Origin of the sequence: Microbacterium halotolerans, from assembly GCF_003569805.1 — a bacterium.
In the GTDB taxonomy this organism is placed as follows: Bacteria; Actinomycetota; Actinomycetes; order Actinomycetales; family Microbacteriaceae; genus Microbacterium; species Microbacterium halotolerans.
The window spans coordinates 377,008-397,799 of record NZ_KZ984052.1 but is presented as its reverse complement, the minus strand read 5'-3'; the positions used below and the strand labels follow the sequence as shown (position 1 = coordinate 397,799).

Annotated in this window: 21 protein-coding genes; 8 read left to right on the top strand and 13 right to left on the bottom strand. The window is 68.2% G+C overall.

Going from position 1 to position 20,792, the window contains the following annotated elements; translation table 11 throughout:
• Both DZG09_RS11110 and DZG09_RS11105 read right to left on the bottom strand, forming a co-directional pair.
• A complete protein-coding gene (locus DZG09_RS11110; RefSeq protein ID WP_119697786.1) occupies positions 1–843 on the bottom strand; it encodes an ABC transporter ATP-binding protein in 843 nt (280 codons plus the stop codon).
• Positions 843–1,934: an ABC transporter substrate-binding protein gene (locus DZG09_RS11105; RefSeq protein ID WP_162893286.1), complete on the bottom strand. Its 1,092-nt coding sequence runs from the start codon at positions 1,932–1,934 to the stop codon at positions 843–845. The genes DZG09_RS11110 and DZG09_RS11105 overlap by 1 nt, the downstream gene beginning before the upstream one ends.
• 237 nt (positions 1,935–2,171) lie before the next feature.
• Between DZG09_RS11105 and DZG09_RS11100 the strand changes: the two genes are divergently transcribed.
• The 3 genes from DZG09_RS11100 to DZG09_RS11090 are packed head-to-tail and all read left to right on the top strand — an operon-like array spanning position 2,172 to position 5,490.
• Positions 2,172–2,657 carry a MaoC family dehydratase gene (locus DZG09_RS11100; protein WP_119697784.1) on the top strand — a complete coding sequence of 162 codons (486 nt, stop codon included), beginning with the start codon at positions 2,172–2,174 and terminating at the stop codon, positions 2,655–2,657.
• 8 nt (positions 2,658–2,665) lie between these two features.
• Complete coding sequence (locus DZG09_RS11095; RefSeq protein ID WP_162893285.1) at positions 2,666–4,294, top strand: AMP-binding protein; 1,629 nt, start codon at positions 2,666–2,668, stop codon at positions 4,292–4,294.
• On the top strand, positions 4,291–5,490 hold the full coding sequence (locus DZG09_RS11090; protein ID WP_240423957.1) for an acyl-CoA dehydrogenase family protein: 1,200 nt from the start codon (positions 4,291–4,293) through the stop codon (positions 5,488–5,490). Before DZG09_RS11095 ends, DZG09_RS11090 begins: the two co-directional genes overlap by 4 nt.
• A 26-nt stretch (positions 5,491–5,516) precedes the next feature.
• On the opposite strand, the gene DZG09_RS11085 is transcribed toward DZG09_RS11090, so the two are convergent.
• On the bottom strand, positions 5,517–6,647 hold the full coding sequence (locus DZG09_RS11085; RefSeq protein ID WP_119697782.1) for an NDMA-dependent alcohol dehydrogenase: 1,131 nt from the start codon (positions 6,645–6,647) through the stop codon (positions 5,517–5,519).
• Between the two features lie 146 nt (positions 6,648–6,793).
• Here DZG09_RS11085 and DZG09_RS11080 point away from each other — a divergent pair, with 146 nt between their 5' ends.
• From DZG09_RS11080 to DZG09_RS11065, 4 genes are read left to right on the top strand one after another with little or no spacing between them, the layout of a single operon-like run.
• Positions 6,794–7,783 carry an ABC transporter substrate-binding protein gene (locus DZG09_RS11080; protein ID WP_162893284.1) on the top strand — a complete coding sequence of 330 codons (990 nt, stop codon included), beginning with the start codon at positions 6,794–6,796 and terminating at the stop codon, positions 7,781–7,783.
• A gap of 4 nt (positions 7,784–7,787) precedes the next feature.
• Entirely contained in the window at positions 7,788–8,612 is an 825-nt protein-coding gene (locus tag DZG09_RS11075) for an ABC transporter permease (RefSeq protein WP_119697780.1), read from the top strand.
• The gene (locus DZG09_RS11070; RefSeq protein ID WP_119697779.1) at positions 8,609–9,379 is read left to right on the top strand and encodes an ABC transporter permease; all 771 of its coding nucleotides are present in this window, start codon (positions 8,609–8,611) and stop codon (positions 9,377–9,379) included. The genes DZG09_RS11075 and DZG09_RS11070 overlap by 4 nt, the downstream gene beginning before the upstream one ends.
• Positions 9,376–10,206, top strand: coding sequence for an ABC transporter ATP-binding protein (locus tag DZG09_RS11065; protein WP_119697778.1), 831 nt, complete (start codon positions 9,376–9,378; stop codon positions 10,204–10,206). Before DZG09_RS11070 ends, DZG09_RS11065 begins: the two co-directional genes overlap by 4 nt.
• Positions 10,207–10,222: 16 nt before the next feature.
• Here the strand turns inward: DZG09_RS11065 and DZG09_RS11060 are convergent, their stop codons facing one another.
• From DZG09_RS11060 to DZG09_RS11015, 10 genes are all read right to left on the bottom strand, one after another.
• On the bottom strand, positions 10,223–11,665 hold the full coding sequence (locus tag DZG09_RS11060; RefSeq protein ID WP_119697777.1) for an aldehyde dehydrogenase: 1,443 nt from the start codon (positions 11,663–11,665) through the stop codon (positions 10,223–10,225).
• A gap of 117 nt (positions 11,666–11,782) precedes the next feature.
• Positions 11,783–12,394 carry an energy-coupling factor transporter transmembrane component T family protein gene (locus tag DZG09_RS11055; RefSeq protein WP_119697776.1) on the bottom strand — a complete coding sequence of 204 codons (612 nt, stop codon included), beginning with the start codon at positions 12,392–12,394 and terminating at the stop codon, positions 11,783–11,785.
• Complete coding sequence (locus DZG09_RS11050) at positions 12,391–13,092, bottom strand: energy-coupling factor ABC transporter ATP-binding protein (protein ID WP_205529149.1); 702 nt, start codon at positions 13,090–13,092, stop codon at positions 12,391–12,393. The genes DZG09_RS11055 and DZG09_RS11050 overlap by 4 nt, the downstream gene beginning before the upstream one ends.
• Positions 13,089–13,718: a biotin transporter BioY gene (locus DZG09_RS11045; RefSeq protein WP_240423955.1), complete on the bottom strand. Its 630-nt coding sequence runs from the start codon at positions 13,716–13,718 to the stop codon at positions 13,089–13,091. The genes DZG09_RS11050 and DZG09_RS11045 overlap by 4 nt, the downstream gene beginning before the upstream one ends.
• 66 nt (positions 13,719–13,784) lie before the next feature.
• Positions 13,785–15,371 carry an ABC transporter substrate-binding protein gene (locus DZG09_RS11040; protein ID WP_119697775.1) on the bottom strand — a complete coding sequence of 529 codons (1,587 nt, stop codon included), beginning with the start codon at positions 15,369–15,371 and terminating at the stop codon, positions 13,785–13,787.
• Positions 15,368–16,189 carry an ATP-binding cassette domain-containing protein gene (locus DZG09_RS11035; RefSeq protein WP_119697774.1) on the bottom strand — a complete coding sequence of 274 codons (822 nt, stop codon included), beginning with the start codon at positions 16,187–16,189 and terminating at the stop codon, positions 15,368–15,370. The genes DZG09_RS11040 and DZG09_RS11035 overlap by 4 nt, the downstream gene beginning before the upstream one ends.
• Positions 16,179–17,078 carry an ABC transporter ATP-binding protein gene (locus DZG09_RS11030; protein WP_119697773.1) on the bottom strand — a complete coding sequence of 300 codons (900 nt, stop codon included), beginning with the start codon at positions 17,076–17,078 and terminating at the stop codon, positions 16,179–16,181. The genes DZG09_RS11035 and DZG09_RS11030 overlap by 11 nt, the downstream gene beginning before the upstream one ends.
• Entirely contained in the window at positions 17,075–17,980 is a 906-nt protein-coding gene (locus tag DZG09_RS11025) for an ABC transporter permease (RefSeq protein ID WP_119697772.1), read from the bottom strand. Before DZG09_RS11025 ends, DZG09_RS11030 begins: the two co-directional genes overlap by 4 nt.
• Positions 17,977–18,960, bottom strand: a complete 984-nt coding sequence (locus DZG09_RS11020) for an ABC transporter permease (RefSeq protein ID WP_119697771.1) — start codon at positions 18,958–18,960, stop codon at positions 17,977–17,979. The genes DZG09_RS11025 and DZG09_RS11020 overlap by 4 nt, the downstream gene beginning before the upstream one ends.
• Before the next feature lie 226 nt (positions 18,961–19,186).
• Positions 19,187–20,023, bottom strand: coding sequence for an IclR family transcriptional regulator (locus DZG09_RS11015; RefSeq protein WP_162893283.1), 837 nt, complete (start codon positions 20,021–20,023; stop codon positions 19,187–19,189).
• A 210-nt stretch (positions 20,024–20,233) separates the two neighbouring features.
• On the opposite strand from DZG09_RS11015, the gene DZG09_RS11010 reads away from it, so the two are divergent.
• Entirely contained in the window at positions 20,234–20,788 is a 555-nt protein-coding gene (locus tag DZG09_RS11010; protein ID WP_119697769.1) for a TetR family transcriptional regulator, read from the top strand.
• Positions 20,789–20,792: the final 4 nt, after the last annotated feature.

Below are 20,792 nucleotides of genomic sequence, written 5' to 3'. Positions count from 1 at the left end.
TCACTCCTCCTCGTCGATGTCGTGCCGGAGCCGACGCACGATCTCATTGAACGCGGTCTCGGTCTGCAGATCGACCGATCGCGGCTTGGCGAACTCCGCCGGCAGGATCTGGCGGACTCGGCCGGGCCGCGGCGTCATGTGCACGACGCGATCTGCGAGGAACACCGCCTCTGGGATGTCGTGGGTGACGAACACGACCGTGGAACTGGTCTCCAGCACGATGCGCTGCAGCTCCAGGTTCATCCGCTCCCTGGTGAGCGCGTCGAGGGCGCCGAACGGCTCGTCCATCAGCAGCAGCTCCGGCTCGGTGGACAGGGCTCTCGCGATCGCGGCGCGCTGGCGCATGCCGCCGGAGAGCTCACGCGGATAGGACCCGGTGAAATCGCCGAGGCCTACGAGGTCGGCGAACTCCGCGGCCCTGGATCTGCGGACGCGTTTGGACACGCCGCGCAGCTTCATCGGCAGCGCTATGTTGTCGAGCACCGAGAACCACGGGAACAGGTTGCTCTCCTGGAACACGAAGCCGAGCATGCCGACGGCCGACTGGTCGATCTGGCCGTCCCGCCACAGTGCGCGCCCGTCGACCTCGATGCTGCCGTCGGTCGGCGGGAGCAGACCGCCGATCATCCGCAGCAGCGTCGTCTTGCCGCACCCGGATCTGCCGATCAGTGCGACGAACTCCCCGTGCGCGATGGACAGATCGATGCCCTGCACCGCGTGGACGACGCCGTTGCGAGTATGGAAGTCGCGCGACAGGCCGCGGATCGCCAGCCGAGGCATGCCCGCGTCGGCGGTGCTCGCGCTCAGAACCCCCGTCGTGGTTCCGGCTCCTTCTCTCGCCATCATTCCGCGTCCTCCGCTGGCAGATGGTCGGAATCGAGCCAGGCGGCAGGGTCCTGCCCGCCATCGAGCAGGCCCGCCTCGACGTAGGTGTCATACGCGTGCGTCCATGCTTCCGAGTTGTGCGCCAGCAGTGGTGTGTCACCGTCGGGGTCGACCCAGGTGTTGTTCACATAGAAGTCCAGCGCCTGAGCGGCGACGTCGTCATCGTCGAGGGCTGCGAAGTCGAAGTCGCCGCTGTCACGCAGAGTGGCGATCACATTCTCGAAGTCGTTGTCCGCGTCATCGATGATGTCCTGCACCGCGTCCTCGATCGCCGCGAGGAAAGCCGTGATGTTCTGAGACGACTGCTCATCGTCGAGGGAGTCCTGTGTGGCGAGCCAGGTCTGGATGTCAGGAGCCTCAGCGAGACCGGCGTCCGTGACGACCGCATCCGGATTCTGCAGCCCCAGCTGAATGGACGTGTCGAGGCTGACGATGTAGCCCGCCAGCTGCTCCTGCTTGACGAGCTGATAGGTCGCTCCGGTCACCGGCACGGCCTGGCGCGTCACGGAATCGCGATCGACTCCTCCTGCATCGAGTGCGAGGTTCAGCATCTTCTCGCTCGTGCCGCCGATGGATCCCATGCCCATCGTCTGGTCAGCCATGTCAGCGGGCGACTCGATCGGGTTGCCCTCGCTCGATACGACCCGCAGGTTCGACTTGTACGCCATCGTGCCGATCGGCACGATGGACTGGCCGTCCTCCAGCGGCGGCATCGAGTCGATCGAGCTGACCCGTGTGATGTCTGCGGCTCCGCCGAGCACCGCCTGCACGGCAGCGGCCGTGCCCTTCACCGGTTCGAGCGTCACGTCGAGGCCGTGGTCCGCGAAGTAGCCTCCTGCGTAGGCGTACATCTCGGGTGCGAAGGTGAACGATTCCATCGGCAGGAACGTCACCGCCGTCATCTCCTGCAGCTCTCCTTCGCCTCCTCCTGCCGGTCCGGAACCGCCGCATCCGGCGAGAGCGAGCGCACCCGCGGCGAAGAGCGCCGTACCTGCGGTGGCGCGGGGCAGGCGTGAACGCCCGCTCTTGGGGCTTCGTGCACTGATCATGTCGACTCCCTTGTCGGAACGTGGCCCGTCGGCTTCGACGCCGACGGCTGGCCCGAGTCTGCCCATCACGGCCGGTGCGCTCCATGTGCTTTTCAGCAGATGGAATCGGGCGGTCATACCAGTGCGGTCGCCGAGGACACCGTGCTTTCGCCGCGTGGAAACGGTGCCGCACGGGCGCCGTCGCCCGGTCAGAATGGCGGCACGGCGCGACGAGGCGCCGGATGAAGGAAGGCCACGATGAGCGAGACCACAACCGAGCGTGCCGAGGCGAATGCCCTGATCACCGACATCGCGGACGTCGGTGCGATCGGGGGCCGCGAATTCGGACCATCCTCCTGGCGGGAGATCCCACAGGGCGACATCGACGCCTACGCCGCACTCTCCGGCGATGACAACCCGATCCACGTCGACGCGGAGGCCGCTGCCGCCTCGCCCTACGGCGGGCGGATCGCACACGGCATGCTGACGCTGTCGATGGTGGTGCCCCATCTGCGGGAGATCTACCGCGTCGAGGGCACCAGCACGGGCATCGTGTACGGCTTCAACAGGATCCGGTTCCCCCACCCCGTGCGCTCCGGCGCTCAGATCCGGGTCCGCGGCTCGGTCGCGGACGTCGCTCGAGTCGACGGCGGTTGGCAGGTCGCCCTCGCGCTGGTCTTCGAGACGGAGGGCGCGCCGAAGCCCGCCGTCGTCGCCGAACTCGTGCTGAGGCACTACGAATGAGGCAGGCAATGGCCGAGACCTCGACGTCGTCCACCGTCCCGATCCACTACAGCGACCTGTGGGACGGCATCGCCCGGGCCGTTCCCGAGCGCCTCGCAGCCGCGACGGCGGACGACGAGATGACCTGGGGCCGCTTCCGCGACGAGGCGGCGTCCCTCGCCGCCCACCTGCGCTCCCGCGGCCTGAGCACGGGAGACGCGGCGGCGACGCTCCTGTACAACCGCACGGAGTTCCTCGTGTTCCTGTGGGCGTGCCTCGCGATCGGCGTCGCCCCCGTCGCGATCAACTACCGGTACCGCGCGGGCGAGGTGCGCGACCTGCTGGTGGACTCATCTTCGCGCGTGCTCCTGATTCCGACGTCGATGTCCGCCCTGGCCGTTGAGGCGGCGGCCGGGCTCGATGTCGAGCTGATCACCGTCGACGACGGCGGCGATGCCGTGGACGGGGCGACGGACTACCGCGCGCTGCTCGCGGACGACGGCCCCGCTCTGCCTCCCGCACCGCGCGGCGCGGAGATGCGGCTGTACACCGGGGGCACCACGGGACGTCCCCGCGCGGTGGTGTGGGATCTCGATACGCTCCTGATCGCCCGACGCCACTCGACCTGGGGGCTGATCGGCGCCGAACCGCCTGCCGACGTCGCCGCAGCCGTCCGCATCGCGGCGGATGCCGAGCGGCCCCGGGTCGTGACCCTGCCCATGAGCCCCCTTCTGCACGGCACCGCCCAGTCCGCGACGATGGCCGCCCTGGCGCTCGGCGGAACGATCGTGATGCACGCGGCTGCCCGGATGGACGTGGGCACAGCGTATGAGCTGATCGGCCGCTACGGGGTGACCCGGCTGATCGTCGCGGGGGACGTTCTGGCGCTGCCACTGGCAGAGGCGGCGGAGAAGGCGAACGGCCTTCCGACCGTGACCAGCGTGATCAGCAGCGGTATGCGCTTCAGCGACGAGGCGAAGGCGCGGCTGCACCGACTCGGCGACATGACGATCGTCGACATGTTCGCCTCCAGCGAGGGAGGGCCGTACGCGCTCGGCACGTCGCGCTCGGCAGACGATCTGCCCGCGCCGCTCACGCTGACGCCGGATGCGGCGCTGCTCGACGAGAAGGGGCGGGAGCTCCCGCTGAGCGCCGGCACACTCGGGCTGGTCGCGTTCCGCGGCATCCTCCCTCGCGGTTACTACGGCGATCCGGTGAAGACCGCCGAGACGTTCCGTGAGATGAACGGCCACCGCTATGTGGTGCCAGGCGACTGGGCGCGCGCCCGCGGCGACGGCACGATCGATCTGCTGGGCAGGCTCAGCGCTGTCGTGAACACCGGCGGTGAGAAGGTGTATCCGGCTGAAGTCGAGGAGGCGCTGATCGAGCATCCGTCGGTCGATGACGCGATCGTCTTCGGCCTCCCCGACCCGCGATTCGGCGAGGTCGTGTGTGCGACGATCGCCGCGACGGGGCCCGTCGACGTCGACGAAGTGATCTCCTCCGTCGGCGAGCGCGTCGCCGGCTACAAGAAGCCGCGGCACCTGTTCGTGCGGCAGAGCCTCGACCGCACCCAGACGGGCAAGGTCCCGCTCGCGCGGATCAGGGCCGATGCGGCGGAGGAGCTCGCCGCGCGCGCCGAAGGAGCCCACGCGTGATCGCGTCTCCACCCGATCCGCTCGCCGAGCCGACGGACAGGCTCGGCTATGCGGACGACCTCCTCACCGTCGGCGAGCGCGCGAAGCTGGCGCAGCTGCGTCGCCTGCTCGACGAGCAGGCGACGCCTCACCTCGCCGATTGGTGGGAGCAGGCGGAATGCCCCGTGCACCTGCGCGCAGAGCTGGCCGCCCTCCGGTTGGAGGACGACGAGGTCCTGCTGCGCCAGGACGGAAGCCTCAGCCCGTACTACGTCGGCTTCAAACACCTGGAGCTCCAACGGGTCGACGCGTCGATCGGCACGATCTACGGCGGACAGACCGGCATGTTCCGCACGGTGCTGCGAGGCGGCGGATCGCCGGAGCAGATCGCCGCACTCGACCCCGGCATCCCGAGCTTCGAGACCACCGGATGCTTCGCCCTCACGGAGCCGGAGCACGGTTCGGATGTCGCGGGCGGCATGGCGACGCTCGCAACCCCTGACGGAGACGGGTGGCGGCTGAGCGGACACAAGCGCTGGATCGGCAACGCGCCGATCTCGCAGCTGGCGATCGTGCCTGCGCGGAACGCCGATACCGGCCGCGTGAATGCGTTTCTCGTGCCGCTCGATGCGCCAGGCGTGACGATGAGCGACGTGGACGGGAAGATCGCCCTTCGCATGGTGCGCAACAGCGACATCCGGTTCGACGATGTCCCGCTCGCCGCCGACGCGCGCCTTCCCGGCATCGGCTCCTTCTCGGATCTCTCGGCGATCCTGGCACAGCTGCGGTATGTGATCGGCTGGAATGCCGCAGGCTTGCAGATCGGGGCATATGAGTCAGCTCTGCGATACGCGCTGGCACGCGAGCAGTTCGGCAGACCCATCGCGGGATTCCAGCTCGTTCAGGAGAAGCTCACCCGGATGCTCGGGAACGCCGAGGCGACGCTGGCGCTCGCCGTGCGGCTGACGACTCTGAAGGACCGCGGCGCCCTCGACGATGCGACCGCCGCGCTCGCAAAGACCTGGTCGGCTGATCGTCTGCGCGAGACAGTCGCACTCGGGCGCGAGATCGCGGGCGCCGAGGGCATCCGCGTGCATCGGAACCTGGCGCGGTTCTTCGCGGACGCGGAGGCCGTGTACACCTTCGAGGGCACCCACGAGATGAACTCCCTCATCGTCGGCCGTGCCGTCACGGGGCTGAGCGCCTTCACTCGGTGACGACGCCCGCTCACTCGAAGGGGGGATCAGTGCCGATGCAGGATGCCTCCGCGGACGTTCTTGCCGTCGAGCAGGTCGCGGTAGCCCTGGGAGATGTCCTCCAGCGCATACAGCTGCGAGATCACCTCGTCGAGCTTCAACTGGCCGGCGAGGTACATCTCGTACTGGCGAGGGATGTCGGCGTGCGGGTTGCTCGCGCCGTAGACGGCGCCCTGCAGTCGCTTCTGAAAGCGGGTGAGATCGAGCGGCGGGATAGGGATGGCACGTTCCGAACTCGGCGCGATCGCCGTGACCACCACGGTGCCCGCCTTGCGGATCGCGTAGAACGCATCGGCGATGTCCTGGCCTGAGAGCAGGCCTACGGTGAGGATCGCGGCGTCTGCGCCCTGGCCGTTGGTGATCGACTGCGCGAACACCGTCGCCTCCTCGATCGTCGCGAAGGCATGCGTCGCACCGACCTCCAGCGCCTTCTCGCGCTTGAGCTTCACGGGGTCCACCGCGATCACCGCTGTCGCACCCGCGTGTGAGGCGCCCTGCACGGCGTGGACGCCGACACCGCCGGTGCCGATCACGATCACGGTCTGGCCAGGCTTGACCTCGGCGGCGTACACGGCGGATCCCCACCCGGTCCCCACGCCGCATCCGAGCAGCCACAGCCGGTCGAGATCCGCGTCTGCCGGGAGCTTCACCGCGGAGTTCACGTCGACGACGGTGTGCTCCGAGAAGGTGCCGAGTCCGCACATCTGGCCCACGGGCGTGCCGTCGGGAAGTGATGCGCGGTAGCTGTCCGGATCCGTGAATCGGCTGCCCGCCATCATGAAGCGACCGAGGTCGCACAGGTTGCTCTGCCCCTCGTTGCACCATCGGCACCTGCCGCAGCTCGCGATGAACGAGAAGACCACCTTGTCGCCGATCTCCCAACCGGAGGTGCTCGGGCCGACGGCCTGCACGATGCCCGTGCCTTCATGCCCGCCGATGAACGGCATGATCTGGGGCACGCTGTCACCCGTGGCGAGATGATGATCGGAGTGGCACAGGCCGCTGACGGCCATCTTCACGAGGATCTCGCCCTGGCGCGGGTCGTCGAGCAGGATGTCGGCGATCTCGAACTCGCCCGGTTGTTCGCGGATGATCGCAGCACGCGTCGGTGTTGGCATCAGATCTCCTTCGTTAACGCCGTTGTCACGTGTCCCACACGCTAGGGATGCCTGATGGCAAGACGCACGCAGAGCGTACGAACCGACCGCAGGATGTGCTTTAGTCGCGATTCGACGGAACAATCCCGCTGGCAATGGAGGCAGTAATGGATCGTGCATTTCTTCGCGGCATCGGCGTCGCCGCAGCGGCGACGTTCGCCCTCACCCTGACCGCCTGCGGTTCCGGCATCGAGGACGGCACCGGAACCGCAGGCGAGCCGGGCGGGGACCTCGTTCTGGGGGTCATCCCGGTCACCGACATCGGCCCCGTCTACATGGCGCAGCAGAACGGCGTCTTCGACGACGCCGGGCTGAATCTGACGCTGCAGCAGACCGGTTCATCGCCCGAGATCATCCAGGCGATGCAGTCCGGTCAGGTGCAGGTCGGCTATGGCGGTACGACGAGCGTCTTCCAGGCTGTGCAGAACGGCATCGATCTGGTCGTGATCGCCGCCGCCAGCGCCACTCCAGACGACCCAGCAGAGGGCATCAACGACCTGCTGGTGACCGCGGACAGTCCGCTGGAGTCGGCGAAGGACCTCGAGGGCAAGAAGGTCGCGATCAACGGACCCGGCGGCTACACGCAGCTGCTCAGCGACCTCGCGGTGAAGGGCGACGGCGGCGACCCATCGAAGGTCGAGTATGTTCAGATCGGCATCCCGGATCAGCCTGCGGCCCTGGAGAGCGGCGCGGTCGACGCCTTCGTCGCCGGCGAGCCGTTCGGCACCCTGGGGCGTGAGGAGAACGGCTTCCGCACGCTCGCGAACCCGTTCGAGCACCTGTCGGACGAGGCCGTCGTCGCCGGGGTCTGGTACGCCCTGCGCAGCGAGGTCGAGGCGAACCCCGACTACTACGCGAACGTCGCCGACACGATCGAGAGCGCGAATGAGTACGCACTCGACAACGACGACGAGCTGCGCGAGAACATCGCCGAGTTCACCAGGATCGACCCCGAGCTCGCCGCACGCATCCGGCTCGGCTCCTACGGCAAGCTCCCGCTCACTGCCGAGAATCTTCAGGCGCTGGCCGACTGGTCGTACGAGCTCAGCTACATCGAGAACGAGGTCGACATGGACTCCCTGATCTGGGAGCCGTGATCCGATGAGCCCGACCACTGTTCGCGAGAGCCGGTTCGCGCACACGACCGCAGCGACCGTCATGCTCGGACTCGCAGGCATCGCCGCGTTCGTCGTGCTGTGGGAGGGGGCATCGCGGCTCGAGGTCGTGCCGTCGCAGTACCTGCCGCCCTTCTCGATCGTCGTGACGCAGATAGGACGGGTCGTGGCGTCGCAGCCGCTGGCCGGCGAGTTCTGGGAGGCACTCGGGATGACTCTCACCGGTTGGGCGGTCGGACTCGCCGTCGCGCTCGTGCTCGGCATCCTGCTCGGCGTGCTGGTCGGATCTTCGCGGCTCGTGCGCGAGTACTCGGAGTCGACGATCGAGTTCCTGCGGCCCATCCCCTCGGTCGGCCTGATCCCGGTCGCCGTGATCCTCTTCGGCGTGCGCCCCTCCGCCACGGTGTTCATCGTGGCGTGGGCGTGCTTCTGGATAGTCCTGGTGCACGTCGTCTCAGGCGTCGCCGACATCGACCCTGTGGGCGAAGCGACCGCCCGCAGCTATGGCCTGCGATTCCTGATGCGCGCAAGGCACCTCGTGTGGCCGACGGTACTCCCCTATCTGATGACCGGCGTGCGCCTGTCCGCCACCGTCGCGCTCGTGGTGGCCCTCACGATCGAGATCGTCGTCGGAGCGCCGGGCATCGGCAAGATGATCGCGCAGCACCAGTCGGCGGGCAACGTCGACGTCGTCTACGCGCTCGCCGTTCTCGCCGGCGCACTCGGCCTCGTCATCAATCTCACCGCGCAGGCCGTCGAGCGCGGTCTCCTCAGTTGGCATCCCTCGATGCGGAAGGGCGATGACGGATGAGATTCCTCCGCCCGGTCGCGACCGCGCTTGCACTGCCGGTCGTCATCGTCGTCGTCTGGTGGGCGGCGACGCGCGGCAGCATCAACCCCTTCGTGCCGAAGCCCGACTTGATGATCGTCGATCTGGTCCAGACCTGGTTCGGCCCGCTGTTGGCGCAGCAGGTGCTGCCGTCGCTGTACCGGCTCGGCATCGCGCTCGCGGCGGCGATCGTCGTCGGCGTCGCCCTGGGCCTCATGATCGGCACCAGCGTCGTCGCCCGCAAGCTCACCGGCCCGATCTTCGAGTTCATCAGAGCCGTGCCGCCGCCCGTGCTGCTGCCCGTGCTGCTGCTGGTGATGGGCATCGACGACCGTTCGAAGATATTCCTGATCTTCCTCGGCTGCTTCTGGCCCATCCTGCTGAACACCATCGACGGGGCGAGATCGGCCGATTCCGTCCTCGCCGCGACGACAGTCTCGTACGGCCTGCGCGGCTGGGTGAGGTTCAGACACTTCACGCTGCCCTCCGCACTGCCGCGCATCATGACGGGCGTCAGGCTCGCTCTGCCCATCTCGCTCATCCTGATGGTCGTGTCGGAGATGTACGCCGCACTCGACGGCCTCGGGTACCAGGTGATGCTGTTCAAACAGACCTTCGAGACCGGTGCGATGTGGGCCGGCATCCTCATCATCGGCCTGATCGGCATCGTGATGGCCTTCGTGTACTCGGCTGTGGAAGGGCGCGTCCTCGGGTGGTACCGGGGCCAGCGCGAGATGGAGAGGCAATGATGACTGCGAACGAAGACGACATCCTGCTGTCCGTGCGCGGCGTGCAGAAGATCTACTCCTCGCCGGACGGAGACGTCGAGGCGGTGCGAGATCTCACGTTCGACCTGCGCCGCGGCGAATTCGCCTGCCTGGTCGGTCCGTCCGGATCGGGAAAGACGACGCTGCTGAAGGTGGTCTCAGGGCTGATGCCGGCGACAAGCGGCACCGTCGCGCTCGACGGCGAGGTCGTGAGCGGCCCCCCGCGCAGCATGGCGCTGGTGTTCCAGGAGTACGGCAGGTCGCTGTATCCGTGGCACAGGGTCGATGAGAACGTCGAGCTGCCGCTCATCGGCGCGGGCGTGGCGAAGGCGGAGCGCCGCCGACGCGTCGCCGAGGCGCTCGAGGCCGTCGGCCTCGCGCACGTGCCGAGGTCGTACCCCTGGCAGCTCTCGGGAGGCATGCAGCAGCGGGTCGCGATCGCCCGTGCGATCGCCTACCAGCCCGAGGTCCTGCTGATGGACGAGCCGTTCGCCGCGGTCGACGCCCAGACGCGCGCGGACCTCGAGGACCTGGTGCGTCGTGCTGCGAAGGAGCTGGGGCTCACGGTGCTGTTCGTCACGCACGACATCGACGAGTCGGTGTACCTGGGCGAGCGGGTGATCGTTCTCTCCAGCTCGCCCACGATCGTGCTCGACGATGTGGCCGTCGACCTGCCGGCCGAACGCGACCAGCTGGAGACGCGCTCGCTGCCGGAGTTCGTCGATCTGCGCCGCCACGTCTACGAGCAGATACAGCGCGCGAAGACATATACGGGCGACACGGATGCGGTGCGCACGGTGAGTCCGTAGGCGCAGCGCATCGCAGTCAGCGCCAGATCGATTTGACCTCCTGGAAGTTCCGCAGTCCCTCGATCGCGAACTCCCGGCCGAGACCCGAGTCGCCGTATCCGCCGTACGGCGTATTCAGATCGGGCTTGTAGCCGTTGATGCCGATCGACCCCGTGCGCACCCGGCGCGCGACGTCGAGCGCTTCGTCCGGATCGCCGAACACCGATCCGGCCAGGCCGTAGCGCGAGTCGTTCGCCAGTGCGACCGCGTCGTCGAGATCGTCGTAGGCGAACACCGACACGACGGGGCCGAACACCTCCTCCTGCGCGATCTCGCTGCTCGGAGCCGCACCGGTGACGATCGTCGGGGCGAAGTAGTATCCGGTGTCAGGCAGAACGCTGTCTCCCGTCAGCAGCGTCGCCCCGTCTGCTTCGGCGCGGGAGGCCATCCCGGAAACTCGGTCGTGGATACGGCGCGAGACGAGCGGGCCGAGCTCCGTAGCAGGGTCGGACGGATCTCCGACCCGCAGGTCGCTGGCCAGCGCCAAGAGGCGGTCGACGACCTCGTCGTGCATCGCACGCGGCACCAGCACGCGCGCCATCAGCGCGCAGGTCTGGCCGGTGTTCTCGAACGACGACACCCGCAGGGCTCCCATCACGGAGTCGAGATCGGCGTCGTCGAGCAGGATCGCTGCGGACTTCCCGCCCAGCTCCAGGGTGGCCGGCTTGAGCTGCGCTCCCGCCTGCGCGGCGATGTCGCGGCCCGCGGCCGATGAGCCGGTGAAACCGACCTTGTCTATACCGGGGTGCTGCACCAGTGCCCTGCCGGTCTCGCGCCCGCCCGTGACGATGTTGATCACGCCAGGTGGCATCCCGATCGCGACGCTCGCCTCCGCCATGTTGAAGATGTCGAGCGGCGATTCCGGCGCGGGTTTGATGACGACGGTCGACCCGGCCGCCAGCGCGGGTGCCAGCTTCAGCGTGGTCGAGGCCTGCGGATGGTTCCACGGCACGATCAGCGCGGCGACGCCCAGCGGCTCGTGCTGCACGATCGTGGTGCCGGGCCTCATCGCGTTCTCCCGCACCTCTTCGACCGCGTCGGGGCGACGGAGCAGCTGCGCGTAGAACCGCAGGTGCGCGATGGGCCGGATGCCGGCCCATGGTCGGGCGACGCTCACCGGCTGGCCGATCTCGGTCGTCACGAGCGAAACTGTGGCGTCGGCTCGCCGCTCGATCTCGTCGGCCAGCCTCTCGATCCAGCCCGCTCGTTCCTCCGGACTCATCCGCGGCCACGGACCGTGGTCGAACGCTTCACGCGCCGCGCGGACCGCGGCATCGACATCGTGCTCGTCTCCGTCGACCGCGCCGCCCGTGCGGCTGAAGTCGACGGGGCTCTCCAGCTCTATGCGCGCGGCGGCGTGCGGCGTCAGCCACTCCCCACCCGCGAAGACGGCTTCCTGTTCGATCGCGACGCTGCTCATGCGGCCACGATAGACCGCCCAGTGTGCGTGCTGACCGCACAGCGTTCAGAGCACTGACCACCAGCTGCCGAGATGCGCCTTTCTCGCCGAGATGCGCCGTTTTGGTCGCCGGTTTGTTCAATAGGTGCGCATCTCGGCGGCCGCCGCACGAGCCGTGATCGCGTCGCCGAGGTCGTCGGCATGGCGCAGCGCGAGCACGAGCAGCGTCACGATCGCGCGCGGGCCGGGACGCACTCCCCTGGCACGATGCGCCTCGTCCACCTGATGAGCCAGAGAGGCGATGACCGGGATCGCCGCGATCGTGAGGGAGAGCACGAATGCCACGCGAGCAGGGTCGACCCGGAATACGCGCAGGGGGCCCATTGCGCGCTCGAGCGCGTCGAGCAGTTCGCTCATCCGAGTCGTCAGCGTCACCAGGCCGGCCATCAGGACGACGGCGACCACGCGCGCCGACACCGTGACGGCAGCATCCCACGACACGAAGAGGATCTGCGTGACGACCAGGATGAGCACGATCCACTTCGCTGCCCAGAGCTGACGGACGAAGACCATCGGCCCCTGCCCTCCAACCAGGAACAGCAGGAACGCGCCGCCCAGTGCGCCGATCGCCGTCCATATCGTGTGCGGCCAGAGTGAGGCGATGAGCGCCAGCACGGCGAGCGTCGTGAGCTTCCAGCCCGCGGGCATCCGGTGCAGCGGGCTGGAGCCCGGCCGGTACAGCGCGATCACGCGTGCGCCGCCCTGTACCTGTCGATGACGGTGCCTGGTTCGCCCTGCTCGGCGAGTCTGCCGTCGGCGAAGCGCAGCACGATGTCGCACCTGGCCGCCAGATCGAGGTCGTGCGTCACGATGACGATCTGATCGGCGACCGGCCCGCGTGCGTCGCCCTCGATCAGCAGATCGCCCATGTGGCGGGCGTTGCCGAGGTCGAGCAGCGTCGTCGGCTCGTCGGCGACGAGCACGCGCGGGCCGCTCGCGAGCACCGCCGCCAGAGCGAGCAGCTGCTTCTGACCGCCGGACAGACTGTGGGCCGGCTGGTCGGCGCGGTCGGCGAGCCCGAAGCGCGCCAGCTCGGCGAGTGCATGCTCCTCCCTGTCCGCCCTGGCGACGCCGGCTGCCTTCAGCGAGAGGACGATGTCCTCCGCGGGCGTCGGCATCAGAATCTGCGCGTCGGGACTGCTGAACAGGAAGCCGACCCGTTCACGTGCCCTGCGCGGTTCGCGGCCGACATCGATGCCCGCGACACGAACGCTGCCCTCACTCGGCCTGACGAGCCCGTTCAGCGCCCGGGCGAAGGTCGACTTCCCCGACCCGTTCGCGCCGATCACCGCGACGCGCTGCTGCGGAAGATCAGTCGTCACGCCCGTGAGGATTCGCGCGCCGTCGAGCTCGACACCGAGCCCGGCGACGGAGATGCCGCCGCTCACGCCTCGCCCCGCGCCGTGCCCTCTCCGTGCGCCGAGACGGCGCCGACCGCGGCGCTGGCGGCGCGCGTGGCCCTGACGCGCGCCGGGAACGCGGCGGGATACGCGCGGAAGAGAGCCAGCGCAAGGATCGTGGCGAGCACGACCTTGATCAGGTCGCCGGGCAGGAAGGCGACCGATGCGAGTGCGGCGCCGGCAAGCGGGAGCTGTGTGATGAACGCCTGCACAGGGACGCCGATGGCGTAGATCACGACGATGCCGCCGATGATCGTGCCGACCGCGACGCGCCACCACGTCAGGCGACCCGACTGCGCGATCAGTCCGACCACGATCACACCGGGAAGCCAGCCGATGAGGTACCCGACGCTCGGGCCCACGAACACGCCGAGACCGCCGTGTCCGCCTGCGAGCACGGGCAGACCGATCGCGATGAGACCGTAGAGCACAAGAACGGATGCCGCTGCACGCTTCCATCCCAGGACCGCGCCTGCCAGCATCACGCCCAGAGTCTGCGCTGTGATGGGCACGAGCCCGGGAACCGGAATCGGGCCCATCAGTCCGAGCACCACGATGATCGCCGTGAACACGGCCACGCGCGCGATGTCACGCGCCTCCCAGACATCCTTCACTGCGTCCTCTTCTCTTGAACGGTGTTCAATGAACGGTGTTCAGTATAGGCGAAGAGGCGATCTCCCCTAATCCGCGTGCGACATCGTGAGCCACGGCATCCGGTTCGTCGTCTGCTGCGGCTCGAGCTGCCCCTGCCATTCGGACTGGTTCACGGTCGGAAACGCGCCGTTGAACCAGGCCAGCGGTGCGTAGATCATCAGCTCGTTCGCACGCTGCTGCAGGTCGCGGAAGTGCTTTGCCCGGGTCTCCCGGTCAGGCGCCGTGACGGCTCCCGCCGCGGCCTCATCGATCACGTCGTCGCAGATGCCGGAGGGATTCGCGGCTGCCGCCTTCTCCTCGTTGCAGGCGTACCAGCGGGTGATGCCGATGCTGGGATCGGCTCCCACCGTGGAGCGCAGGAACGCGAGATCGAAATCAGCCTCTGTGTAGACGTTCTCGGTGAACACCGCGCCGGCGGAAGCGACCAGTTCGAGCTCGATACCGACCTCGCCCAGCATAGACTGCGCCATCTCAGCTGTAGCCGCCGCGTCCGTCAGCTCTGCGATGTACTGCACGGTGAGCCTGAAGCGGGTGCCGTCTGCGTCGCGCGGGAAGCCGGCTTCGTCGAGCGTGCGGTTGATGGCGTCGACGTCGCGCGGATAGTCCCTGTCGAAGTCGATGTCCGCATCCTGCGCCCACTCGAGCGCATCGGGGAAGAAGCCGTTCGCGGGCTCACCGATGCCGGATAGCGCCGTGCCGACGATCTCGTCGCGGTCCATCGCGGCGAACACGGCTCTGCGCACCTCGGGGTCACTCAGGTATTCGCTCTTCGCGTTGAACATCATGCTCACGAGCTGAGTGAACGCGCCGGTCTCCATCAGGGCGAGATCGTCATCGCCCGAGACGCGTTCCTGCTGCGACACGGCGATCTCCGCCTGATCGACCTCGCCTTCGAACAGGGCGGTCGCCCTGCTGTTCGGATCCGCCATGATCGGATAGACCACTCTGTCGACCTGCACCTCGCCTTCCCAGTAGTCGGGGTTCTTCACGAGCACGATCTGCTCGCCGGAGTCGTACGAGTCGAACATCAGGGGACCGGTGCCGATCGGCGCCATATTGGCCTCGTTCGTCACATATTCCGTGCCCTCGTAGATGTGCTTCGGAATCATGAACTGCACGGCCAGCGTCTCCAACAGCGGCCCGTACGGTTCGGAGAGGTGCAGTGTGACGCTGTGCTCGCCGGTGACCTCTGTGCTGTCGATCCGTTCGGCGAGGGGAGCGCCGAACGATTGCAGGGCGATGATCTCCTCGAGGTTGAACTTCACATCCTCCGCGGTGAAGGGCTCGCCGTCGTGCCAGCTCACGCCTTCCCGCAGCGTCAGATCCAGCTCGAGCCCGTCCTCGCTGAGCTCCCACTCGGTCGCGAGCCCGGCGTTCAGCTCGTACTGGTCCGACATCCGCACGAGGGTGTCCATGATCTGCCCGCTGAACATCGTCGGCGTCGCGCCGCTGACCAGCTGTCCGTTCAGGCCCATCGGGTCATCGCCGATGGCGCGCACGTACACGCGCTCCGCGTCCTCTCCTCCCCCGCCGCCCGCGCATCCGGTGAGTGCCAGCCCGAACGCGGCCGCGATCGCGACCGCACCGCTCAGGCGCCGCTTGTGTGCTCTCATGGCGTCTTCGCCTCTCTTTCCGTGGAATCGGAGTCTCCTCCGTCGTCCAGCTCGGGCGCAGCCGCGAGCAGTGTTCGGGTGTAGGGGTGCTGAGGGTCATGCACGATCGCATCCTTCGGTCCGTGCTCGACGACGGCGCCGTCCTTCATAACGCAGACTTCGTCGGCGACTTTGCGCACGACGGGAAGGTCGTGCGTGATGAAGACGTACCCGATGCCGAGCCGCCGGGAGATGTCGACCATCACACGCAGCACTCCTGCTTTGACCGAAGCGTCGAGCGCGGAGACGGCCTCGTCGGCGATGATGATCCGCGGCTCGAGCGCCAGGGCTCGAGCGATCAGCACCCGTTGACGCTGTCCTCCGCTGAGCTCGTGCGGGTACCGGTCGAGGAAATGCTCGGCAGGGCTCATGCCGACCTGCTCCAGCGCGTCGCACACCCGCCGCCGCACGTCAGCGGCGGAGCGCGCCATCGCGTGCAGTCGGATGACTTCGCCGATGGCGCGCTCCACCGTTTTGCGGGGATTGAGAGAGCCGGACGGGTCCTGCAGCACCGCCTGCACGCTGCGTCGGAACGAGCGGTGAGCGTCGCCGCGCAGGGAGTCCAGCGGCTCACCGTCGAGCAGCACTCGGCCGGATGTCGGCCGCATCAGGTCGAGCATCATCCTCGCGAGCGTGCTCTTGCCGCTGCCGCTCTCTCCGACGATGGCCACGAACTTGCCGGGTTCCGCCTTCAGCGTCACGCCGTCGACGGCGCGTACCTTCGCAGTGCCGCGGCGCCCTCCGAACACCTTCGTCACCGCCTCCGCCTCAAGCAGCATGGTCTGCCTCCTCCCGCAGGCGGGCCCGGAGGTCGGGCGGAATCGAGTAGAGCTCGCTTCCGTCGTCGCTCAGGCTCCGCACGCTGCGGAGCAGGGCCTCGGTGTACGGGTGCTCCGGCGCATCGAGTACGCGACGCGTCGGCCCCTGCTCGACGATCCGGCCCGCGTACATCACGTACACCCTGTCGGTCATCCCCGCCACCACGGCCAGGTCGTGCGAGATCAGCAGCAGCGACGTCCCCATCCGGGAGACCGTGTCGTCGAGAGTGCGCAGCACCCTCGACTGCACCGTCGCATCCAGGGCGGTCGTCGGTTCGTCCGCGAGCACCAGGTCGGGCCGCTTCGCAATCGCGATCGCGATCAGGACGCGCTGCCGCATGCCGCCGGAGAGCTCATGAGGGTGCGCGCGTGCCACGGCAGCCGCGTTCTCGAGGCCTGCCAGCTCCAGGAACTCGTGCACGGCCCCGTCCCTGGCTGCGCGGTCGCGCCGCACCGCTTTCGGCAGCGATTCGGCCACCTGCGTGCCGATCCTCATCGTCGGGTTGAGGAACGTGAGCGGATCCTGGAACACCATGCCGACGCGCTGGCGCCGGATGGTGGCCCATTCCTCGGCGCCGGCGCCGACCATCTCGTGCCCGCGCACACGAATGGAACCGCGCACACGCACGCGGGGCGACTCCGGCAGCAGCCCGGCAAGTGCCCGGCCCGTCACCGACTTGCCCGAGCCCGACTCGCCGACCAGCCCGACCCGTTCGCCATCGGCGACGACCAACGACAGGCCGCGCACGGCATCGATCTCGTCCCGTTCGCCCGTCGGCAGGCTCACTCTCAGATCCTTGATGTCGATGAGCGGTTCGGTCGCGTGGTCCGGCTCGTAGCGGACAGTCATTTCACCCTCCCGATGGTGGGGTTGTACGCGTCGTTCATCGCATCGCCGAGAATGTTCACGGCGAGGACGACGAGGAAGATGCAGGCTCCGGGGAACAGCGCCAGCCACCAGCCGTCCTGGATGTAGGACTGCGCGGAGTTGAGCAGCGCGCCCCAGCTGGGGCTGCTGGGGTCTCCGATGCCGAGGTAGGCCAGACCGGACTCGATCAGGATCGCGCGCCCGACCGTCATGCTGGTGGCGACCATCACCGGCGGCATCGCGTTCGGGATCACGTCGCTCCACAGGATGCGCATGCCGGTGAAGCCCGCGGCGCGCTGGGACTCGACGTAGCCGAGCTGCGCGATGCGCATGGCCTCGCCCCTGACGATTCGGGCGACGCCCGGCCACATCGTCACCGCCAGGATGCCGACGATGATCCAGATGTTCGCGCCGAGCAGGGCGGCAGCCACCAATGCCAGCACGATGCCAGGCAGCACCTGGAAGAACTCGGCGAGCTTCACCATCGCGGTGTCGGCCGCACCGCCGAAGTAGCCGGCGATCCCGCCGACGACGAGCCCGACAGTGAGACACAGTGCGGCCACGGTGAAGCCGACCAGCAGTGAGATGCGCCCGCCGTGCACGACTCGTGCCAGGTAGTCGCGGCCGAGCATGTCGGTGCCCAACAGGTGCTCCGCACTCGGTGGCAGCAGCTTCGGGGAGGTCGTGGCAACCGGGTCCGCGACGACGAGGGGACCGAACACCGCGACCAGTGCGAACGCGGCGAGCACCCCTCCGAACACGATGACCGAGGGACGCCGGAGCATCGCGCGCAGCGGTGAACGCTGCCGCACGCCTGGCAGCGGGACAGGCACGGTCTCCATCGAGGGCCCGGCTGCGGATCGCAGCTGTGTCGTGCTGCTCATGCGGATTCCTTCCGTCGCGGCGAGAATCGGGCGCGCAGACGCGGATCGATGACCCCGTAGAGGACATCGGTGAGCAGGTTGACGATGATGATCACAACGGTCAGCACGATCACGACGCCGAGGATCACCATGTTGTTCTGGCGTTCGATCGCGTCGACGAACAGCAGCCCCATGCCGGGCCATCCGAACACCCGTTCCACCAGCACCGACCCAGCCAGCACGAACCCGAGGCTGTATCCGGCGACGGTGACCATGGGGAGAAGCGCGTTGGGGAGTGCGTGGCGCCAGAGGATCGCCCGGCTGGACAGGCCCTTGGAACGCGCGGTGTCGATGAAGTCCTGACCGAGCGCTTCGATCATCGAAGACCGCATGATCCTGGTCTTGTAGGCGAGTTCCGTGGTCGCCATCGCGACGACCGGCAGGATCAGATACTCGAACGCGATGCCCGACTCCCCGTAGGGGCTCTTGCCCTGCGTCGGCAGCCAGTCCAGCGCGATCGAGAACACCAGGATCAGCACCATTCCGAACCAGAAGTTCGGGATGGAGAACAGACCGACTGCCGTCCCCGAGATCGTGGCGTCCAACCAGCGCTTCCGAGTGCGGGCGGCGATCGCGCCCAGCACGATGCCTCCGATGGTCGACAGCACGAACGACGGCAGCGCGATGGCGAGCGTGTTCCCCGCCCGCGACAGAATGAGGCTCAGGACGGGCTCATTGTTGGTCCCGAACGAGTACCCGAGGTCGCCGGTGAGCACATTGCCGATGTACAGCAGGTACCGCTCCGCGACAGGTGCGTCGAGGCCGTACGCGGCCGTGATGCGCTCACGGAACTCGTCGGAGAGCGGCACGTCGCCGACGAGGGTCTGCACCGGATCTCCCGGGGCGATCTCGAGCAGGAAGAACAGCACCGTGATCACGGCGAGAAAGATGAGCAGGGAGTTCACCAGCAGCCTGGCGATGTGGAGGACGACCGCCGTCATAGCGGCCGTTCCTGTCCCGATGGGGATGTGCGCATGGGCGCGATCTCCTTCGATGCGTCTGAGCGGTGCACGCGATGCGTGCGCCCGTGTCGCGGTCCACCCTGACTGCGATGAGAACCATGCTGTCCTCGCCGCAGAGGCGGCGAATCTTTCTCTTCCACGCGACGGAACTCCGCGTCGCGCCACGTCCCTGCCGGCGCGCAGAACGGCGCGAAGGCCCCCGAACTCAGACGTTTCCGAGACCTGCGCGCCGCCGGTTGTATTCGATGGTGCGGCGATCCGGGCGCGCTTCACTCGGCATCAGCGAAGCCGAGATGCGGCGCGCCGTCACGCGCACGAGATCAGCGAGCTCACGTCGGTTGCCGGAGTCGAGATCGAAGGTCACGCCGACGGCGGCGGGCACCGTGCCGTCGAGCCCGTCGATCGGGGCGGCCAGAGACCCCGCGCCCTCGGCGAGGAAGCGCTCAGCGAGCGCATAGCGCCGTCGCCTTATGTCGGCGAGGCGGGTCTGCACTTCAGCTGCGGATGTCGGTGTGCCCGATGCGAACGGACGCAGCGGCCTGGTCAGGTAGTCGTCGACGACCTGCGGCTCCGCGAAAGCGAGCAGCACCAGCCCCGTCGCCGTCAGATGCAGCGACAGCCTGCCGCCCATCCGGTTCTGTCCGGTGTAGTTGGGATGGCCGCGCAGCGCCTCCAGATACAGCACCTCGTCGCCGTCGCGGGCGGCGAGGTGCACAGTGAGCCCCGTGGCATTGTGCAGCTCGATGAGGTGGGGCATGGCGGAGTCGCGCAGGCGCAGGGCGCGAGTCGACCCGGCAGCAAGATCGACGAACTTTCGGCTCAACCGGTACCTGCCCTGGTCATCGAGTTCGAGTCCGCCCCACGCCATCACCTCGTGCACGAGACGGTGCGTGGTCGAAAGCGGCAGATCCGCGTCCCTGCTGATCTCCGTCAGCGTCAGTGCCCCGTTGCCGTGCGCGAACGCCTCGAGCAGCGACAGTACGCGCCCCGCCGCAGTCCGCTTGTCGCGCGCGTCCGTTGCGAACTGCTCGATGGTTGTCATGCCTGCGCTCATGAGTCCGCCCGTTCCGGCGCAGCACCTCTGATGCGCCTCGGAGTGATGCGCTGTCGGCGCACTGTCCGCGCGGACTGTGCGCCGCAGCGGAGGTCCTGTCCTGATGGTCGTCCGTCGAGGGCAGCTGCGCGTCGGAGGTTTTCACCCTGTGGAAGGACTCGAACCTTCCGCATGAACGGCGTTCAGTAGGCTGGTCGCATGCGCCCCGCCCTCGATCTCGACCACATCGTCGGCCGTGCGCTGCACCTGCTCGATCTCTATGGCCTCGCCTCGGTGACGATGCGTTCGCTCGCCGACGATCTGGGCATCCGGCCCAGCGCCCTGTACTGGCACGTGGAGAACAAGCAGACGCTGCTGGCAGCGGTGGCCGACCGGATCGTAGCGCTCGCGAAGCCCGCTGATGGCGTGGCCGCGACAACACGGTCGCTGCGGGAGGCGCTGCTCGCACAGCGCGACGGCGCGGAGGTCGTGCTCAGCTCGGCCGCTCTCGGGCTCGGCGGCTCCGCCGTGGTCGAGCGGCTGCGAGCGGCGCTCACGGAGGCGGGAGCCGATGATGCCGACACGGGGGCGAACGTCCTCGCCCAGTTCGTGCTCGGGCATGCATCGCTCGTTCAGCAGCGCATTCAGGCTGCCCAGCTCGGCGCGTTCGATGCCGATCCCGATGCCGTGGCGCGCGATTTCGCCGCGGAGTTCGATGCGGGCATCGCCGCGCTCACCCGTGGCCTGAACGTCGCGTCAGCCGCGGCACGGTGAGCTC

Excerpts from the sequence above, each read along its gene's own strand:
- DZG09_RS11110 (WP_119697786.1), bottom strand. The coding sequence starts at position 843 with ATGGCGAGAGAAGGAGCCGGAACCACGACGGGGGTTCTGAGCGCGAGC.
- DZG09_RS11105 (WP_162893286.1), bottom strand. The coding sequence starts at position 1,934 with ATGATCAGTGCACGAAGCCCCAAGAGCGGGCGTTCACGCCTGCCCCGC.
- DZG09_RS11100 (WP_119697784.1), top strand. The coding sequence starts at position 2,172 with ATGAGCGAGACCACAACCGAGCGTGCCGAGGCGAATGCCCTGATCACC.
- DZG09_RS11095 (WP_162893285.1), top strand. The coding sequence starts at position 2,666 with ATGGCCGAGACCTCGACGTCGTCCACCGTCCCGATCCACTACAGCGAC.
- DZG09_RS11085 (WP_119697782.1), bottom strand. The coding sequence starts at position 6,647 with ATGCCAACACCGACGCGTGCTGCGATCATCCGCGAACAACCGGGCGAG.
- DZG09_RS11080 (WP_162893284.1), top strand. The coding sequence starts at position 6,794 with ATGGATCGTGCATTTCTTCGCGGCATCGGCGTCGCCGCAGCGGCGACG.
- DZG09_RS11075 (WP_119697780.1), top strand. The coding sequence starts at position 7,788 with ATGAGCCCGACCACTGTTCGCGAGAGCCGGTTCGCGCACACGACCGCA.
- DZG09_RS11070 (WP_119697779.1), top strand. The coding sequence starts at position 8,609 with ATGAGATTCCTCCGCCCGGTCGCGACCGCGCTTGCACTGCCGGTCGTC.
- DZG09_RS11065 (WP_119697778.1), top strand. The coding sequence starts at position 9,376 with ATGATGACTGCGAACGAAGACGACATCCTGCTGTCCGTGCGCGGCGTG.
- DZG09_RS11060 (WP_119697777.1), bottom strand. The coding sequence starts at position 11,665 with ATGAGCAGCGTCGCGATCGAACAGGAAGCCGTCTTCGCGGGTGGGGAG.
- DZG09_RS11040 (WP_119697775.1), bottom strand. The coding sequence starts at position 15,371 with ATGAGAGCACACAAGCGGCGCCTGAGCGGTGCGGTCGCGATCGCGGCC.
- DZG09_RS11035 (WP_119697774.1), bottom strand. The coding sequence starts at position 16,189 with ATGCTGCTTGAGGCGGAGGCGGTGACGAAGGTGTTCGGAGGGCGCCGC.
- DZG09_RS11030 (WP_119697773.1), bottom strand. The coding sequence starts at position 17,078 with ATGACTGTCCGCTACGAGCCGGACCACGCGACCGAACCGCTCATCGAC.
- DZG09_RS11025 (WP_119697772.1), bottom strand. The coding sequence starts at position 17,980 with ATGAGCAGCACGACACAGCTGCGATCCGCAGCCGGGCCCTCGATGGAG.
- DZG09_RS11020 (WP_119697771.1), bottom strand. The coding sequence starts at position 18,960 with ATGACGGCGGTCGTCCTCCACATCGCCAGGCTGCTGGTGAACTCCCTG.
- DZG09_RS11015 (WP_162893283.1), bottom strand. The coding sequence starts at position 20,023 with ATGACAACCATCGAGCAGTTCGCAACGGACGCGCGCGACAAGCGGACT.
- DZG09_RS11010 (WP_119697769.1), top strand. The coding sequence starts at position 20,234 with ATGCGCCCCGCCCTCGATCTCGACCACATCGTCGGCCGTGCGCTGCAC.